The organism is Pseudomonas nitroreducens TX1 (genome assembly GCF_000313755.1).
Classification (GTDB): Bacteria; Pseudomonadota; Gammaproteobacteria; order Pseudomonadales; family Pseudomonadaceae; genus Pseudomonas; species Pseudomonas nitroreducens_A.
Genome location: NZ_AMZB01000081.1, coordinates 1 through 17538, shown reverse-complemented (window position 1 = coordinate 17538; position 17538 = coordinate 1). Strand labels below are relative to the sequence as shown.

Annotated in this window: 13 protein-coding genes; 6 read left to right on the top strand and 7 right to left on the bottom strand. The window is 59.3% G+C overall.

What is annotated here, in order from left to right; genetic code table 11:
* Positions 1 to 45: 45 nt before the first annotated feature.
* The 4 genes from C167_RS0104870 to C167_RS0104855 are packed head-to-tail and all read left to right on the top strand — an operon-like array spanning position 46 to position 5610.
* On the top strand, positions 46 to 2463 hold the full coding sequence (locus C167_RS0104870) for a rhamnan synthesis F family protein (RefSeq protein WP_017517136.1): 2418 nt from the start codon (positions 46 to 48) through the stop codon (positions 2461 to 2463).
* Positions 2460 to 3392: an NAD-dependent epimerase/dehydratase family protein gene (locus tag C167_RS0104865; protein ID WP_017517135.1), complete on the top strand. Its 933-nt coding sequence runs from the start codon at positions 2460 to 2462 to the stop codon at positions 3390 to 3392. Before C167_RS0104870 ends, C167_RS0104865 begins: the two co-directional genes overlap by 4 nt.
* On the top strand, positions 3389 to 4387 hold the full coding sequence (locus tag C167_RS0104860) for a glycosyltransferase family 2 protein (protein ID WP_017517134.1): 999 nt from the start codon (positions 3389 to 3391) through the stop codon (positions 4385 to 4387). The genes C167_RS0104865 and C167_RS0104860 overlap by 4 nt, the downstream gene beginning before the upstream one ends.
* Positions 4384 to 5610, top strand: a complete 1227-nt coding sequence (locus tag C167_RS0104855) for a glycosyltransferase family 4 protein (protein WP_017517133.1) — start codon at positions 4384 to 4386, stop codon at positions 5608 to 5610. Before C167_RS0104860 ends, C167_RS0104855 begins: the two co-directional genes overlap by 4 nt.
* 51 nt (positions 5611 to 5661) lie before the next feature.
* Here the strand turns inward: C167_RS0104855 and C167_RS0104850 are convergent, their stop codons facing one another.
* Genes C167_RS0104850 through C167_RS0104820 form a run of 7 tightly spaced genes read right to left on the bottom strand, consistent with a single transcriptional unit; the run spans position 5662 to position 12956 of the window.
* Positions 5662 to 7974, bottom strand: a complete 2313-nt coding sequence (locus C167_RS0104850; protein ID WP_017517132.1) for a hypothetical protein — start codon at positions 7972 to 7974, stop codon at positions 5662 to 5664.
* Positions 7974 to 8777 (bottom strand): glycosyltransferase family 2 protein, encoded by an 804-nt coding sequence (locus C167_RS0104845; RefSeq protein WP_026078809.1) that lies wholly within the window; start codon positions 8775 to 8777, stop codon positions 7974 to 7976. Before C167_RS0104845 ends, C167_RS0104850 begins: the two co-directional genes overlap by 1 nt.
* A gap of 22 nt (positions 8778 to 8799) precedes the next feature.
* Positions 8800 to 9156, bottom strand: a complete 357-nt coding sequence (locus tag C167_RS0104840) for an SMR family transporter (protein WP_017517130.1) — start codon at positions 9154 to 9156, stop codon at positions 8800 to 8802.
* On the bottom strand, positions 9153 to 9983 hold the full coding sequence (locus C167_RS0104835) for a sugar phosphate isomerase/epimerase family protein (protein WP_017517129.1): 831 nt from the start codon (positions 9981 to 9983) through the stop codon (positions 9153 to 9155). Before C167_RS0104835 ends, C167_RS0104840 begins: the two co-directional genes overlap by 4 nt.
* On the bottom strand, positions 9980 to 10771 hold the full coding sequence (locus tag C167_RS0104830; protein WP_017517128.1) for an NAD(P)-dependent oxidoreductase: 792 nt from the start codon (positions 10769 to 10771) through the stop codon (positions 9980 to 9982). Before C167_RS0104830 ends, C167_RS0104835 begins: the two co-directional genes overlap by 4 nt.
* 14 nt (positions 10772 to 10785) lie before the next feature.
* Positions 10786 to 11934, bottom strand: coding sequence for an NAD(P)/FAD-dependent oxidoreductase (locus C167_RS0104825; RefSeq protein WP_017517127.1), 1149 nt, complete (start codon positions 11932 to 11934; stop codon positions 10786 to 10788).
* Entirely contained in the window at positions 11934 to 12956 is a 1023-nt protein-coding gene (locus C167_RS0104820; RefSeq protein ID WP_017517126.1) for a glycosyltransferase, read from the bottom strand. Before C167_RS0104820 ends, C167_RS0104825 begins: the two co-directional genes overlap by 1 nt.
* Positions 12957 to 13715: 759 nt before the next feature.
* Between C167_RS0104820 and C167_RS0104815 the strand changes: the two genes are divergently transcribed.
* Both C167_RS0104815 and C167_RS0104810 read left to right on the top strand, forming a co-directional pair.
* Entirely contained in the window at positions 13716 to 15512 is a 1797-nt protein-coding gene (locus C167_RS0104815) for a sensor histidine kinase (protein ID WP_017517125.1), read from the top strand.
* Positions 15509 to 16903, top strand: a complete 1395-nt coding sequence (locus C167_RS0104810) for a sigma-54-dependent transcriptional regulator (protein ID WP_017517124.1) — start codon at positions 15509 to 15511, stop codon at positions 16901 to 16903. Before C167_RS0104815 ends, C167_RS0104810 begins: the two co-directional genes overlap by 4 nt.
* The last annotated feature ends 635 nt before the right edge of the window (positions 16904 to 17538 follow it).

Sequence of the window (17538 nt, the reverse complement as noted above, 5' to 3'; positions counted from 1 at the left end):
GCAAGCCCGCCCCACTACAGGAAGTCAGAGTTGAGCCGAAGAGTTTTGAATGCCCTGATCAGGCGGCTGCGAAGCCACTATTATCAGTGGCGGCTGCAGACCACGGATTGCGCGCATCTTTACGAGCGCGCTTTCTACCTCCAGCAGTACCCCGATATCGCTGGCGCGAGCATCAGCCCGGAAGAGCACTTCTACCGCTTCGGGCGCTTCGAAGGCCGCATAGGCAAGCTCCCGCAGTTGCAGTTGGTCGGTCGCCTGGAAACCGAATTCAGTTCATCTCGCGAGACCGTTCTGGTGGTCAGCCACGAGGCATCGCGCACTGGGGCGCCGATCCTGAGCCTAAACCTGGTCCGTGAACTGCACCAGCGCTACAACGTCATCGCGCTGCTACTGGGGGGGGGGCCGCTGGTCCAGGCATTCCGCGATGCCGGCGCCGTTGTCATGGGTCCCTACGAGATGCGGCACAATCCCGTGCTGGCTGACTTGGTCATGACTCAGTTGGTCGAGCGCTGCCGAATCAAGTTTGCCCTGGTGAACAGCATTGAGTCGCGCGTCGTGCTGCCCGCACTGGCCAAGCACCACATTCCGCGCATCAGTCTGCTTCACGAGTTTGCCGCCTATACCCGGCCCCGCCATGCATTTCGCGATGCCCTGTTCTGGTCAAGCGACTCCGTCTTCTCGGCACGTCTGACCCTGATGAACACTCTGGAGGAATACCCGGACCTGGCCGACGATGTCGCGCACATCATGCCGCAAGGGCGCTGCACGCTGCCTGACGAGGGCAATCGCAAGGATGCCGAGCAGAACAGAAAACTGCTTCGGGCGCTTCGCCCCTCCACCACCGCGCAGGACACCTTCCTGGTGGTCGGCCTGGGCTTCGTTCAGGTCCGCAAGGGCGTAGACCTGTTCATCGAGTGCGCGAGCCGCATCCTGCGCTCCACCCCCTCCCGCCAGTTCCGCTTTGTGTGGATCGGCAAGGGCTACGACCCGGAACATGACGTGGGATATTCGGTCTACCTGGCCGATCAGGTTAAGCGCTCAGGCCTTGAGCGACATCTGTCATTCATTGGGGAAACCGCCGATATCGACATCGTCTATCAGCAAGCGGATGCCCTGCTGCTGACCTCGCGCCTGGACCCCCTGCCGAACGTCGCCATTGACGCTCTGTGCGAAGGCCTTCCGGTGCTGTGCTACGAAAATACCACTGGCATTGCCGATATCCTCATTGAGGAGGGCCTGGGGAGCGACTGCGTGGCGGCCTACTTGGATAGCGCGGAACTGGCCGGCAAAGTCCTGCGCCTGGCCGAGGATCCGTCGCGATATCGGCGCGTGGTCGAGCAGTCCAGGACCCTGGCGGAGCGACGCTTCAACATGGCGGACTATGTCGCGCGCCTGGAAGCGCTCGCCGCCGGCATTTCCGAGAAAGCGCGCCAGGAGGCCGAAGACAACGCACTGATTCTGGAGTCGGGGCTGCTGCGGCAAGATTTCTGTTCCCTTCCCCGCTTCCGCCATCAACCCGTATCCGAAGCCACCCTTGGCTATGTACGAGCCTGGACATGCGGCATGGGCCAGCGCAAGCCATTCCCTGGCTTCCACCCGGGTATCTATCAGGAGCTGAACGGCCTGACGGTTGGCGGACCCGATCCACTGGCTGACTACGTCCGCAATGGAAAGCCTGAAGGGCCCTGGATGAGTCCGGTCATCTCCAGTGTCGGACCTGCACCCGTGCTGAAGCCTGGAAGCCGCGTTGCGCTGCACCTGCATGTCTATTATCCGAAGCTGCTCGGCGAAATGCTTGAACGGCTGAAGCACAACAGCCTGCGCCCGGATCTGTTCGTCAGCGTCCCCAATGATCATGCCAGAGAGGCGGTAAGCCAGGCACTCGACAGCTATCCGGGGGTGGTCAAGGCCCTGGTGACGGTCCCCAACCGAGGCCGCGACATCGGCCCCTTCCTGACCCAGTTCGGCCCGGAGCTGGTTCGCGACTATGACTTCGTCGGGCATCTTCATACGAAGATGAGCGCAGACGTGAAAGATCGCTCCATGGGCGAAACTTGGTACCATTTCCTGCTCGAAAATCTGCTGGGCGGCCAGGCCGGCGCCATGGCCGACCGCATCGTCGCCACGCTGCAGAATGAGCCATTGATCGGCATGGTGTTCCCTGATGACCCTAATGCCATAGGCTGGAGCGCCAACCGTCCATTTGCTGAGGCACTCGCTGGACGTCTGGGAGTCGGCGAGCTGCCCAATCACCTGCAATTCCCTGTGGGCACCATGTTCTGGGCCCGCAGCGATGCACTTCGAGCGATGGTCGAACTCGACTTCCAATGGCAGGACTACCCCGAAGAGCCCCTGCCGTACGATGGCTCCATGCTGCATGCACTGGAACGCCTGTTCCCTCTTTCCATCACCGATCAGGCCATGCGCTGCGCGGTGACGAACATTCCCGGTATGACTCGATGAAAATTGCAATTTTCGGTGGCGGTGGATTCATAGGCTCGGCCATTGCCGATCGTCTGCTCAAAGACGGCCATCAACTCAAGATATTCGAGCGCCCCCGCGTGCCGCCCTATCGCGAATTCACCGCGCATGAGCAGGTCGAGTGGGTCACCGGCGATCTGATGAGCACCCATGACGTGGCGGAAGTGCTGGACGGTGTCGATACCGTACTGCATCTGGTTTCCACCACTCTGCCCAAAAGCTCCAATGACGACCCGATCTACGATGTTCAGACCAACCTGATCGCCACCCTGCAGATGCTCAACCTGATGGTGGGCAAGGGCATTCGCAAGATCGTCTTCATCTCCTCCGGTGGCACGGTCTACGGGCCACCGACCTACTTGCCCATCGACGAGCTACACCCCACCGAGCCACAGGTTTCGTACGGCATCACCAAGCTGATGATCGAGAAGTACCTGCTGATGTATCAGCATCTGCATGGCATCAAGGCCAATATCCTGCGCGTGACCAACCCCTATGGTGAACGCCAGCGTGTAGAGACCGCCCAGGGCGCGGTCGGCGTGTTCCTGAGCAAGGCATTGAAGGACCAGCCCATCGATATATGGGGTGACGGCAGCGTGACTCGCGACTACATCCACGTCTCGGATGTCGCCGAAGCATTCGCCAAGGCCGTGACATACGATGGCGCCGAGTCGGTCTTCAACATCAGTTCCGGAAACGGAACCTCGCTCAACGAGCTGGTTGCCAGCCTGGAAAAGGTCATCGGCAAGGACATCCAGCGCAATTACCTGCCTGGCCGTCCGTTCGACGTTCCAACCAGCGTTCTATGCAACGAGCGCGCAGCTCGAGAGTTGCAGTGGAGTCCGATGGTCGATTTGGAAACGGGCCTGAGGCGCACGCTGGCCTGGCTGGAGCAGGCAAACAAGCAATGACCGAGGCATTGAGCGGCCCGACGATTTCAGTCGTCATCCCGACGAAGAACGCAGGCCCGCTCTTTCAACGCGTGCTGGCCAGCGTCGTCGATCAGCAGGTGTCCGGTGAACTGGAAGTCATGGTGGTTGATTCCGGCTCGACTGACGAGACGCTGGAAATTGCGCGCCGCTACCCCCAAGTGCGGCTGATCGAGATTCCCCCCACCGAGTTTGGTCACGGCAAGACCCGCAACTTCGCCGTGTCCCAGGCACGCGGGGAGTTCGTCGCGATGATTACCCAGGACGCACTCCCCGCATCTCCAGACTGGCTGGAGAAGATGTGCGAACCGCTGCTTGCAATGCCGGCGGTTGCAGGGGTATTTGGCAGACACCTGGCCTATCCGGAAGCAACAGCCTTTACCCGTAACGAACTCATAGCCCATTTCGATGGGTTCCGTTCGCACCCGGTTGTAGGGTTATCCGAGCCTGAGCGCTACCTCGTCGACGAGGGTTATCGCCAGTTTCTTTATTTTTTCTCGGACAACAATGCAATGCTGCGGCGCAGCGTCTGGGAAAAACTGCCTTATCCCGAAGTCGATTTTGCCGAGGACCAGGCCTGGGCCCGCTTGATCATCGAGGCGGGTCACCAGAAAGCCTATGCCCACGATGCCTGCGTCTACCACTCCCACGACTATGGACTGATCGAACGCCTGCAACGCAGCTTCGACGAGAGTTACTCTCTTCGCAAGCTATTCGACTACAAGGGCGCCACCGGTATTCGCCATGCATTGCGCAGCTTCCTGGCACTCACCCTGCGCGACTTGCGGTACTCCTGGAAGTCCAAGCTCTACAGGTCCAAACCTGGCCAGGTTGCACGCATGCCTTTGGATAACATGATGCGAGTCACCGGCGCTTTTCTCGGAGAACATGCGCAACGCATTCCAATGGCGCTGCGCTTGCGCCTGTCACGCGATCGGCGATTGATGCAAATTGATGACTGGAGTAGACGTCCGTGACCGCAGGGCACCTCTTCAAAAGATCGGTCAAGGCATTGCACTTCGCCAAGCAGAACGGCTGGGCCAACCTGTACCGTCTGCTCCAGCAGAGGATCGCCTCAAGAAGTGGGCTATTCGGCAAGGCGCGGATCATCGAGCCTTATGAGTTCGTCCTGTGCAAATCCTTTGGCCAATCCGGGCTGGCTGATTCGGCTGCGGGGAACACTATCAACTGGTTCATTCCCAAGATTGGCAAAGGGTCCGGCGGCCATCTCAATATATTCCGGTTCGTCAAAGGGCTCGAAGAGCGGGGATTCGAGTGCCGACTCATCATTGTCGGAGACCTGCTGCCACAGTCGTCCACTACCGTTAAGAAGAACATTCGAGACTGGTTTTTCCCCCTCAAGGCTGAGGTTTTCATAGGAACAGGCGATTCGATACCTCCTGCCAGCATCAGCATCGCCACGTCCTGGCAAACGGCTTATGCCGTCAAGGCGTTTCAGAGCACACGTACACGCTGTTACTTCGTGCAGGACTTCGAACCCTGGTTCTATCCAGCAGGAACAGACTCGTTGCTGGCCGAAAACACCTACCATTTCGGTTTTTATGGAATTACCGCCGGTGGTTGGCTGGCCGCCAAGCTGAAAAGTGAGTACCAGATGCAAACCTCTGCACTGGGCTTTTCTTACGACCGCGAACTGTATAGCCCGGCAGCGAGCAGAGCGGAACGAACCAAGCGGGTCTTCTTCTACGCTAGGCCGCCCACGGCTCGGCGAGCATTCGAACTGGGCCTGCTGGTGCTGCGGGAAGTGTGCCGAAGAGTGCCGGATGCCGAAGTGGTAATGGCAGGCTGGGACGTGAGCAATTATGAAATTCCATTCCCCTGCCGGCATGCGGGACTCATGGAGCTCAACGAACTGAATAATCTCTATCATCAGTGCGATGTAGCCCTGGTACTGTCCTGCTCGAACCTGTCGCTCCTGCCTGTGGAGCTCATGGCCGCTGGGGTTCCCGTGGTCAGCAATAGTGCACCCTATACGCAATGGTTGCTGAACGCGGACAACTCTCTGCTGGCGCCTCCGGATGTGGAGTCACTGGCATCGGCCGTCATCGAAGTGCTGGAAAACCCCACACGAGCAGCCCAGCTGAGCAGGGCCGGGGTCGAATTCGCTCAGAGCACTTGCTGGGAGAAAGAGGCGGACAAGTTGGCCGGCTATCTTTCCAAGCTGGCACCCAGCGCCTGATCGAGGCGGCCTCGCGTATCGGAGCTGATTCGCGAGGCCGCGCCCATCACTTCATTTCACCTCGAGCGGCACCGAGAACTGATCGCAGGTGTACAGGACCGTACCCTTCAAGCCCGCCAGCCCCAGACGATAATTGCCATGGCGCTCGGACAGATCGATCAGCGCGCTGAATCCACCCTTGAGCATGGAAGGATGCTTGAACGCATTCACCAGATCCGGGCGCCCCTCGGTAGAGGTCGCAATGAAAGTACGCTCACCTTTCGAATCCGTGATACTCAGGTAAGTCTCGTCCATCAATATGCCCTTCTGGCTGGATGCAGCCAACCAGCCCTGCACCTTCGCCAGGCCAGACAGCTCAACACTGGCAGGCAGGGGGACTATGTTATTGATGACATCGAGGCTTCCATCGCAGGTCGTGCGGACTTCACTCTTGGCCTTTGCAACGCTGTCTTCCACCCTGGAAAAATCGACGGCCTTGCTCCGCACCGAATCGACATCCACGCTGACCCAGCGCGCCTCGAACTCAGGCTTGAGATAGCGGGACGAATCCGGTGTCAGCATCACTGCCTCGACGCGCATCCCTTGCAGACTGAAGTCGCTCAAGTATGGCGACACCCAGATGCCGCTTTGCGCATTGATGATATTCACGCGATATTCGCGGATCTCTCCTGACGCAAGCTTGTAGCTGACCTTCAGGACATTCCCACGGAACAGCAGATTCTTGACTCGCCCATACCAGGTGAGTTTGAGATCGGGTACAAACTTGACTATCCCACTTCCACCGGATGGCACCGAGTACCATTTACCGAAAGTCATCGAGGTTTCACCCAGGCTGCGCTCGACATAGGGTTCAGCCTGGGCATTTTCCTCAAGCAGCATGAACGGTACGCCACTGGCGTCATGGAAGACACCAACAGAGTGATAATTCAACAGAATAGCCGTTGAGGTGAGAGGATCCTCGCTCAATGAGTACTTCTGATCGAATCCGTCAAATACATTGCACCCGTCGAAACGGCAGGCGATTCCTGACGACCACAGTACGTATCGTGGTCGGTCGGCAGACTCGAAGAACGCCTTGTTCATGCGATCCAAGGCGGGCGTCAGGGTCATGTAGTTCTGGAATAAAGGCCGGTGCTTGTAATTCAGGCCGTTGGCAAATGCATATTCGTTGTTGTAGGGGTAAAAATCTATCGTCGACTGCCCCACGATGGAACGAACATCATCCCCAAGGGAGAAGGCCGAGTTGTAAACCCCTCGCATGCGTTGCTGATAGTCGACATTGAAATCAACCGCCGGGACATGAGACATCCGAACCGGCGCACCAGGATAGCTTGGCGTAATGGCGATGTAGTACAGCCCGGCAATGGATAGTGCGTAGAGTATCCGCCCCAAAAATCCTCGCTCGAAAAGCATGACCAGAGCCAGCACCGCGACGGAAACCACGAAGTAGGGGATATAGTGATCCGTTCTACTGAATCCAAGTTTGAAGAACAATAGCAACAGCACATTGACCGTCAGCAACATCGAGCGCCGGCGGAGCAAAAGATAGGCATTCAGTAGAACAGCCACTGCTGCCGCAACCACAAATGTCCTACCGGAGTTCTGCACGTCGAGCGTCATGTCGACGGAGTTTCCGAAACTCAGGTTTTTGTTGATCAGCAAGTAATTAACAATACTTGCATGATCCTGGAAGATCACCAGGCCAAGCAGGACATAGACAGCAATCGATACCGCGACGAATACAACGACCTCGCGCGCGTGGCGCATGCTGAACATGCGATACAGGAGATAGGATCCAATCGCAGCCGAAGCGGCAAGGCCGTAGAAGAACCGGATGTAGACAAAGAACCCTACCAATGCCCCCAACACCGCGAGGAGCTTTGGCGATATGGATTCCCGGTCATTTCGCGAGTCGAGGCAGGCAACTGCAAGGAATGGCCAAAGGAACAAGGCCGCGGAGAAATTGAGCGAACCAAAGATCAGGAAAAAAGCGATCGCCGGCAATACGTAGGCACCGCTTCTGTACAACAGCGTTGCCAGCATCGACCAGAAGGCAGCACATACGGCACTGAGAAATGCAATGGCCAGCCAGTAGGTATAAACGCTGTAGGGGGTAGCCACTCCCCCTACCAACCAGTAAAGCGGGCCATAGCTGAACAGGAAATCCTGTGACCCGTAGAGCGTCTGGTTGGTCAGATTCATCCACTGTTCGACGTTGCCATTCGACCCTGAGTTCGTACCGAGTTTCAGAGTCGAGAAAACAACGACAAATACGAGCAGAAATATCCCGAACGCCGGTCGCCCCAGGTCGGCCAGAGGTGTAGCGCCGAGGCCTGACTTATCGCGCTGAATCATGTGTTCCATCACTTTCCTGGGTTATAACTTCCGAAGCAGCTCTTGAATAGAATCGTCAGTACCGACAGATTTCCTTTAAAGCTGCTTATCTTGGTCGGCACTTCTCCTTCTGGATATCTACGCACCGTCGGCAACTCAATGCATCGATAACCCAGGCGCGGTACGCGATAGGAGAGATACGCCAGCAGCTCATAAGTCATGAACTCATCGCGGAATGGCGATACGTTGGCATCCAGGAGCATCTTGCGACTGTATCCGCGGAAACCCTGAGTGGTGTCAGTCCACTTGAATCCGGAGAACAGGCTGAGCATGGGCGCGTGAATGAAGCGAATTGCCAAGTCACGCGACTTCGGCGTGTTGACAGCGACACCGCCGCTGACGAAACGTGATGCCTGGACAAAGTCATATCCTTGCTCCAGCGCCGCGATGAAACGCGGAATGGCATCCGGATCGTCCTTATCGTTGCCGTCGATACTGACGATATTCTCGTAGCCCTGATCAAGGACGAATGCATAGCCACAGCGCAGTTGCGCACTGAGCTTGCCTGGGCCGGTCTTGACAATCAATCCACGCACTTCGAGACGTTTCAGGTTCTCCAGCTCAAGAGAGCCATCACTGCTGCCACCATCGACGATGATGATGTCGGCGATATCGTTGATGCGCAGTGCATGCATCCGCTCTAGAAGATTGAGGATGCGCTCGCCTTCATTGATAACGGGGATCACCACGCAGGACGAGTGCTTACGCCCTTGCCACAGCGGCTTATCGAATGTCGGAACTTGCCAGGAGGTACGGGGAGAAGCAGTCATCATGTTAGAAGTCATTCCATTTCCATCACGCAACACGCGCGGTAATAAATCCTACACCGGCAACAACGAGGAGGATTCCCACCACAGTTGTCCAGTGGAAGGCTTCACGGAAAATCAATAGAGAGAACAGAGCGACAGTTGCCACTGCGCCTGCTGTCAGGACCGGATGGGCAACATTCAGCGGAAGGCGTGCCAGCGCTGCGGCATAGAGCAGGAATGCAGCCCCATACAATCCCAGGCCCAACCAGAACGGCCAGTTGCTCAGTGCAGCGATGGGATCGGCCAGCGACGGGAATTTACGCGGCGGCATCATCGCCAACTTCACCAGGACGCTAGCCGAGGCATTGGAAAGAATGCCCAGAAACAGGATCAGCCACTTCATGCTGCAGACTCGCTATCACGGTAACTCCGACATGCCACCAGCAGCGCTCGCTCGATCGAGGCGAGGTGGTCTTCCTGCTGCGTGGCAACCATTTCGATTGAAACAATATGTCCACGGAGACTGTCGCTGAGCGCTCGGCCGAATTCGGCGTGATCGGTCGCCCCATCTCCCACCGGCACAAGTGCTGGCTCACTGGCATGGATATGTCCGATGAGTTGGGCACAGTCACTAACGACCTGGCGGGGATCCTCGGCATTGATCGTGATCGCACCGGTATCCAATTGCATCCGGATGCAGGGGTGGGCAACCCGCTCCACCACTGCGCGGGTTTCCGCACTGGTGGTCATGAAATTGGCCCCGTAACAAGTCGGATTCGGCTCCAGGCAGACAATCACCGAGTGACGTTGCGCTATCGCTCCAAGGCGTCTGAAGAAGTCCACCGCAATGTCCATCGCCACAGCGTCATCCAACCCTGTGCGATCACGGTTTTTCGGAGAGCCGAACACCAGGCGCGTCGAGCCCAAGCCCGCGGCAATGCGGCAGACTTCATTGAGGTGCGCCAACAAAGCCTCCTGACTCTGCACGCTGCCGAAAACATTCAGCCCCGAAGTGCCGAACAGCAGCGCCTGCATCCCGGTGATTTCGATGCCCCGCGAAGCCCACCACCGCTTCACGGCCAGGATGTCCTCGGGTGACGCCTTGGCCGGCTCGGGGAAGTATTTCCCAGGCGCAATATCGATGGCATCGACAGCGTATCGCTTGAGTAGCGCAGCGACTCGCTCATCCTCTGGCACATCCCAGGCGATATTCGAAATGGCTAGTCTCACAAGGCTGCTCCCGTGTGCTTCTTGGCCACTGGTTCAGATTGCGCATAGCACCTGACGGCCAGGACGGTTTCCCGAGCACTGTATTGATGACGACCGGTGCCGCCGAAGAGGTCCGCATACTTGGTTTGCATGTCATAGACCGCCGCGGGACGCGGCTGGATGTTCTCGAAGGGTCGGCCGAAGCCCTTTGCCGAGACATCGGAGACGCTGATCGGCTCGGCGGTCAGATGGACCCGCTTGATGCCAGCGGCCAGCGCGATCCCGATATCTGCCCAGAGGTTGACCATGGGATAGAACTGGAAGATGCCCCTGCTATCAATGGCCTCGAGATTGTTGCCATTGAGAAAATCATAAATAACGTTCTTCCGCAGCCCGGGGCCGATCAGCCCTGGCAGGCGGACGATGAGATAGTTGTCGAAGTGTTCTTCAACGAACTTTTCCAGCAGGCGTCGATGCAGACCATAGGCATGCAGACCGTCCTCGATCACCTCCGAGTCTTCGTCTACCCCCAGCGGGTTGCCGAAGACGTCCACCGTGCTGATCAGCACGAATGTCCTGCAGCTAACCGACTCGAGATGGCCTATCAGCTCCTCGATCTTCTGCCGGTCAGCTTCCGGCTCTCGGTTGGCGATCCACTTCTGTGCAGGCGCGCCAGCACAGACAACGGTGTCGAAGCTCCGGCCACGAATCTCTTCGATATTGGTGGAGCGATACAGCGAACCAAACTCTGCTTGCCGGAGTAGCGTGCTGCCGACAAAACCCGAATAACCGATGAGTGCGTTAGACATTTGCCATCCCAGCCTCAAATTGCTCGTTCGTCCTGAAAAGAAAAAGACTCGCTATCAAGCTTCTCCAGGACGTCATAAATGTTGTCGATTTTCCCGCCAAGAATCGAATAGCAGCCGGGAAGTTCGGTATATCGTTCGAAGAAGATGGGACGACCATCATCTCCTTCGTTCTTGACCAGGATGGTCTTGATCTCGAATAGCGAGTCTTCGTAAGTGGCGTTGAGAACGGAAGGAATGTAACGACCGACGTCTCTTACCATGCGATCGACACGACTTTGCCGATGGTACTCGCTCAAGCGGGCATAAGGATCGATATCGGGTTGGTCGTTCCAGTGCATGTGTGGCGTGTAGCGTACGTGGGAGAGCGTGTGCAATCCACGCGCGGGAAACGGCATCATGGAAAAGAACGGACCGTCCATGACGGTGACGCCAATGTCCTTGAGGTCATCGGGCATGGCCATCAGGGCCATTTCCGTGACTTCCTGCTTCAGGCCTGCTTGAACGCCGGGGAAATGCCCCTTCAGATGATTGAGGCCGCTGTAGGTACAGTTGAACAGATAGCGACAGGGCGTCGACGCACGATGCCCTGAAGCATCCTCCGTCAGCACTTGCAGACCAAGCTCTTGCGATCGGGTCACCTCCAATGCACGGGTGCCGAAGCATACTTGCACTCCCGCCGAGCGAAGCTCTTCTCGGGCCCAGTCGGCCAGCTTGGTGGAGTCGAAAGCGCACTCTTTGACCAGGAAGACATCTTCGATCAGGCGCGCATCGAAAAGCTTGCGAAGGCCTGCGTCCACCGGCCGGATGTCTGCACCAATATCCCTGCAGAACCTTTCGAACTGGCGCGCGGTGACCTTCGAGTTGCGCCGGGCGATAGCGTAGAGCTTGGTGAAATCCTGTCGGACGGCACTCGACCAGTCGCGAATGAAGTTGGGGAAGTTGACCCGGCTACGGTAAGCGGTCGTGAAGCTTCTCGGATAGTGATAGCCGTTATGCACACGCGCCTGATTGTTATAGGAGGCCCGTTGCATCAGGGCCGCCTCGCGCTCGACCAGCAGAACCCTCTTCATGCCACGGCGCTTGGCCAGATAGATCGCAATGGCGGCCCCGTAAAAGCCGCCCCCGATGATGACCGCATCCTGAGCGGTCCCCAGCCCTCGCATCACGAAAGGCTCTCGCGTGCCACCGCGTTTGCCGACGAAGTCTTCTCCGCCTCCTCGACGTTCAAGCGCTCCAGCCGGGTCATTCGAGCGCTGGTGAACTCTTGAGCCACATGGTAGGTCGGCCCCTCGTTGGACAGGCTCGCCATGTGCAGGATGTATTCACCCAGCACCAGCAAGACCAGGGAGATCAGGAAGAACATTCCCGATTGCTGCAGCGAGAAGCTGACCCAGCCGGGCGCCACATCGGATTTGAAAATCCCGATGGCCACCACATAAATGCTGTAGACGAGGTTCGCGACAGCCCCGAACATCGACAGATAGGTGACCAACCGCATGGGTGCGCGGGTGGTGGAGACGAGCAGCCGCATGCCCCTGTCGATACTGTCGCCCAGGCGCTTCTGGCGCGCGGCCTTGGGCACCGAGTTGTAGGTCAGGTACGCGCGCGAGAATCCTCCAGTCGCGGGAAGGTGCCTATAGCTCACCGACGGCTGCGGATGCTGCAGGATGAAGTTGATCACGCGCTTGCTCAGCATCCGGTATTGCGGCGCATCTTTTGCCAGATGCACGCCACTGAACGCGTTGTACAGGCCATTGAAGGCGGCATAGGCCGCGCGATAGGCCAGACTTTGGGCAGGCTTGCGCTCATTGTTGGCAAATACGACGTCGGCCCCACCGACCGCACGATCGAGCATCTCGGGAATGAAGGCGATGTCGTCGACCAGCGGGTCGATGACTGCAACGAAATCCCCCAACGCATTCTCCAGACCAACCCAGGATGCGGTGTCGGCATCGACCTCCTTGGTCAGCGCATACACTTGGAGGTTCGCCATGCCGTCCTCGCCCGCCAACCGCTTCAGCGTGTCAATACTGTCATCCTCGGATGAGTTGTCGACAACGATCAACTCATAGCAACTGACAATTGGCGCAATGACAGCTTCCGCGTCAGCCAGAATCTTCTTGAGATCGCCGGACTGATTCCTGACCACATAGACGACGGAGAGGAAACAGGGGAAAAACGCCATATCAAACTCCCTTGACATAAAATCTTAAACTTTAAAAAAGCGCCGTTTGAAATCCAGTTTCAGAGGGCTGGGGGTTGGAAAGCGTACTCAATGAAGTTGCGACATGCCCACAACAGACTCTCTTGCATGCCTTGCCAACTTCCGCTTCGGCGCCCCAGGAGATGTCAAGTACCTTGTGAACTACCGTCCGCCCCGGATCAGGCCGGCATTATATAGGGTGTTCAGCGGGATAAGCCGCAGTTTGCGACATGGAAAGCCCCTTGGCGCCGGGCCCGGCATCAGCGCAGACCGATCGTCGGAGAAGCTCCGGTGCCCCCACGAGACCGGAAACCTGTGTATTACAGGGAAAACCGGCTAAATCGACGCATGTGCCCGCAAGCTGCCTCTTCAGCGCCGGACATACTACCTCAACCGGATTGCATGGATTCCAGACCGTAAAGATGCAGCCTGGGTGAATGCCTCACGCAAGCCTGAACGCAACACAGAGCAGGCCGCAGTGGTTTGCCAATGGCGTGGTCGATCAGATGCCACACAATGCCGGGGCGGTCATCCGCCCCCAGCACCGACTCTGATGACTCACTCCCTTGTTGCCGATACCCTTGCCTGCAATTAGGACGGCCGCCAATGCCCTTGCAGGTCCTGGGGCTTAACCCACCCCGGTACTCGCGTAAGAACCTCCGCCAGGCTGGCACTCAACGGATTGGCCAGCGTTTTAGAGGCGCAGTACTTTATAAACACCGTTCGGAGCGGCTCACCATAATGTTCCACTTGCTTCGTTGGCGCTCGCCCCTCCTGCCGCTGCTGCTGGCCGCGCTGTCGCTCTGGCCCCTCCACCACTTCGCCCAGCGCTACTACAGCCAGCAACTGGCCGAGCAGAACCAGCAGACCCTTGACCTCTACGTCGCCAATCTGCTCGGCACCCTGCGCCGTTACGAGGATCTGCCGCCGATCCTCGGTGAGCTGCCGACCCTGCGTGCCGCGTTGCAATCCCCGCAGAGTCCGACGGCACAGAACGCCGCCAACCTCGAACTGCAACGCATCCGCGGCCGCACCGGCGCAGACGTCATCTACCTGATCCAGGCAGATGGCATGACCCACGCCGCTTCCAACTGGGATCAGCCGGACAGCTTCGTCGGCCGCAACTTCTCCTTCCGCCCCTATTACAAGGAAGCGACCCAAGGCCGGCAGGGGCGCTTCTTCGGACTCGGCACCACGTCCAAACGGCGCGGCTACTACTTCGCCAGCGACGTACGCGACAGCGGAAAACTGCTTGGTGTACTCGTGGTGAAGGTCGACCTCGAGCACATGGAGCAGCTCTGGGGCAATACGCCGGAGCAGTTGCTGGTGATGGACTCCAACGGTGTCGTCATTCTTTCCTCCAGCAACGCATGGCGCTTTCATACTGCGAAAGAGCTTTCGCCCGCCAAACAACGCGAGATCGCCGAGAACATTCCCTATCCGGTACTGCATCCGGCACCGCTGAAGATCGACCAGCGCCGCTGGATCAGCCAGAGCCGCCACCTGCCGGAAACTGGCTGGACGGTGAGCATCTACACGCCCCGCACCCAGGTCGACGGACCGGTACGCAGCGTCGTGCTTATCGGCGCAGCCACCCTCGTCGCGCTGCTCCTGCTGCTGTCGCTGTTGACCATCAGCCGCCGTCACTACCTGGAACGTATCGCCCTGGAAGCCCAGGCCAAGCACGAACTGGAGCTGCGGGTGCAGGAGCGCACCCAGGAGCTGGAAAGCGCGAACATCCGCTTGCAGGAAGAGGTCAGCAACCGCGAGCAGGCCCAGCGCGAGCTGATGCACGCCCAGGACGAGGTCGTGCAAGCCGGCAAGCTCACCGCCCTGGGCACCATGTCCGCCAGCATCAGCCACGAACTCAACCAGCCGTTGGCGGCGATCCGCAGTTACGCTGATAACGCGCGCGTCCTGCTCGACCACGAGCGCTATGACGACGCCCGCGGCAACCTGGTGCAGATCGGCGAGCTGACCGGACGCATGGCCTCGATCATCGGCCACCTCAAGGCCTATGCCCGCGGCGCCAGGCGTGCGCCGGAAAACGTCGCACTGCAGCCCGCGATCAACGATGCCCTGGCGCTGGTGGCTCCGCGCCGCCAGGCCATGAACGTGGAGCTGCTGCGTGACCTGCCCGATGCCGCGATCTGGGTGCAGGCGGGTGAGACGCGGCTGCGGCAGATCCTCTCCAACCTGATTTCCAACGCCCTCGATGCCCTGGCCGAGAAGGGCCTGCCGCGGCGCATCTGGCTGACCGCCGAGCAGACGCCCGAGCGCATCATCCTGTCGTTGCGCGACAACGGCCCCGGCTTCTCCGAAGAGGCCCTGGCCCACGCGCGCGAGCCGTTCTTCACCACCAAGACCAGCGCTAAAGGCCTGGGCCTGGGCCTGGCCATCTGCGACACCTTGTTGCGCACGCTGGGCGGACATCTTGAATTGGGCAATCACCCTGAGGGTGGCGCTCTCGTACAATTGCACCTGTTGCCGGGCATCCCCGGTGTGACCCTGACGCCGCAAGAGGAAACCCGCGCATGAGTTCGGCCGAGCCGTTCGACTCCACCACCCAGGTGTTGCTGATCGATGACGACCCGCACCTGCGCCAGGCGCTCTGCCAGACCCTCGACCTCGCCGGATTCAAGGTGGTCGCCCTGGGCGATGCGCGGCAGGTCGATCCTCAGCAGGCGCGCGACTGGCCGGGAGTGATCGTCAGTGACATCCGCATGCCGGGCATCGATGGGCTGCAGCTGCTGGAGCAACTGCACGCGCAGGATTCCGAATTACCGGTGATCCTGGTGACCGGTCATGGCGATGTGCCGCTGGCCGTGAAGGCCATGCGCTCGGGCGCCTACGACTTTCTCGAGAAGCCCTTCCCCAGCGATGCGCTGCTGGACAGCGTACGCCGCGCGCTCGATGTGCGCCGGCTGGTGCTGGAGAACCGCAGCCTGCGCCTGGCCCTGACCGAGCAGAAGGAAGTCCGTGGCCGCCTGGTCGGCCAGTCCGCGCCGATGCAGCGTCTGCAGCAGCAGGTCGCCTCACTCGCAGCGATTCAGGCAGACGTACTGGTTCTGGGTGAAACCGGCTCGGGCAAGGAAGTGGTTGCCCGCGCCCTGCACGACCTGTCGAGCCGCCGCAACGGCCCCTTCGTCGCCATCAACGCCGGCGCGCTGGCCGAGTCTGTGGTGGAGAGCGAACTCTTCGGCCACGAGCAGGGCGCCTTCACCGGAGCGCAGAAGCGCCGCATCGGCAAGTTCGAGTTCGCCAACGGCGGCACGCTGTTCCTCGACGAGATCGAGAGCATGAGCCTGGACGTACAGGTGAAACTGCTGCGCCTGTTGCAGGAGCGCACCGTCGAGCGTCTGGGCTCCAACCAGCTCATCCCGCTGGATATCCGTATTATCGCGGCGACCAAGGAAGACCTGCGCCTGGCCTCCGATGAAGGCCGCTTCCGCGCCGACCTCTACTACCGCTTGAATGTAGCCAGCCTCCGTATTCCTCCATTGCGCGAGCGGGGTGATGACATACTGCTTTTGTTTCAACATTTCGCCGAACGCGGCGCACAGCGCCATGGCCTGAGCGCACGTCCGCTGGACTCGACGCAGCGCGCGCAACTGCTGGCCCACGGCTGGCCGGGCAATGTCCGCGAGCTGCAGAACGCCGCGGAACGCTACGCGCTCGGCCTGGACCTGGGACTGGATGAAAGCCACGGGCAGGCCACGGCTACCACTGCCGGCGCTGGATTGAATGAGCAGGTGGAATCCTTCGAGCGCTCGCTGATCGCCGCCGAAATGAGCCGGCCGCATAGCTCGCTACGCAGCCTGGCCGAAGCATTGGGCGTGCCGCGCAAGACCCTGCACGACAAGCTGCGCAAGCACGGCCTGCTGTTCTCCGGCAGTGGCGGAAATTCCGCCGACGACAGCGACGCCTGAGCAGAAATCCGCCGATGCCCTTGCCTGCGACCAAGGGAGAACAGCGCCGCAGAGCACTGTGACGTAGTCTGCAGTCCTGGCACACACCTTGCTCTGCCACCCGGGTGCGATTGCCTTGCGCATCACACCTCGCGACGTGCCCGTCACGTCGCGCCCGGCGGGCCACGAACCCGGCGGTGTCCTTCCGGCTTCTTGCCATCTCGCGCCTTCGACTCGCAAGGCGCATCGCCGGGTGCAGCGATCCTGCCCCGGCCAATTTCCTCCCCGCTGAGCCTTCAGCTCCTTTCAGATAATCCCTACACGGTCGAATACCGTGTCGCACAGGCGATGTGCTCATTCAGCACCAATCCGCTAATGCACCTGCTCGCCGCGCCGCGCGAGGGGCTGCAACGAAGCGGTCATCCGCGCGCGCTCAAATCTTCACGAAATCCCCTCTAAATCGGGCGCTAATGCAAAACCTCTCCTATGGTTTATGCGGGGTGGGCAGAGCAGGAAGTACTGCCCGATACATTGGATAGCAAGCTATTGACCTGAATCAGGGGCGTCCTCCGGGGACAAGCGCCTAATAGCTTCACTCTCCAACTTCCTATAGGGAGATTCCTAAATGTCGCAAGAAAGCAGCCAAAAACTACGAC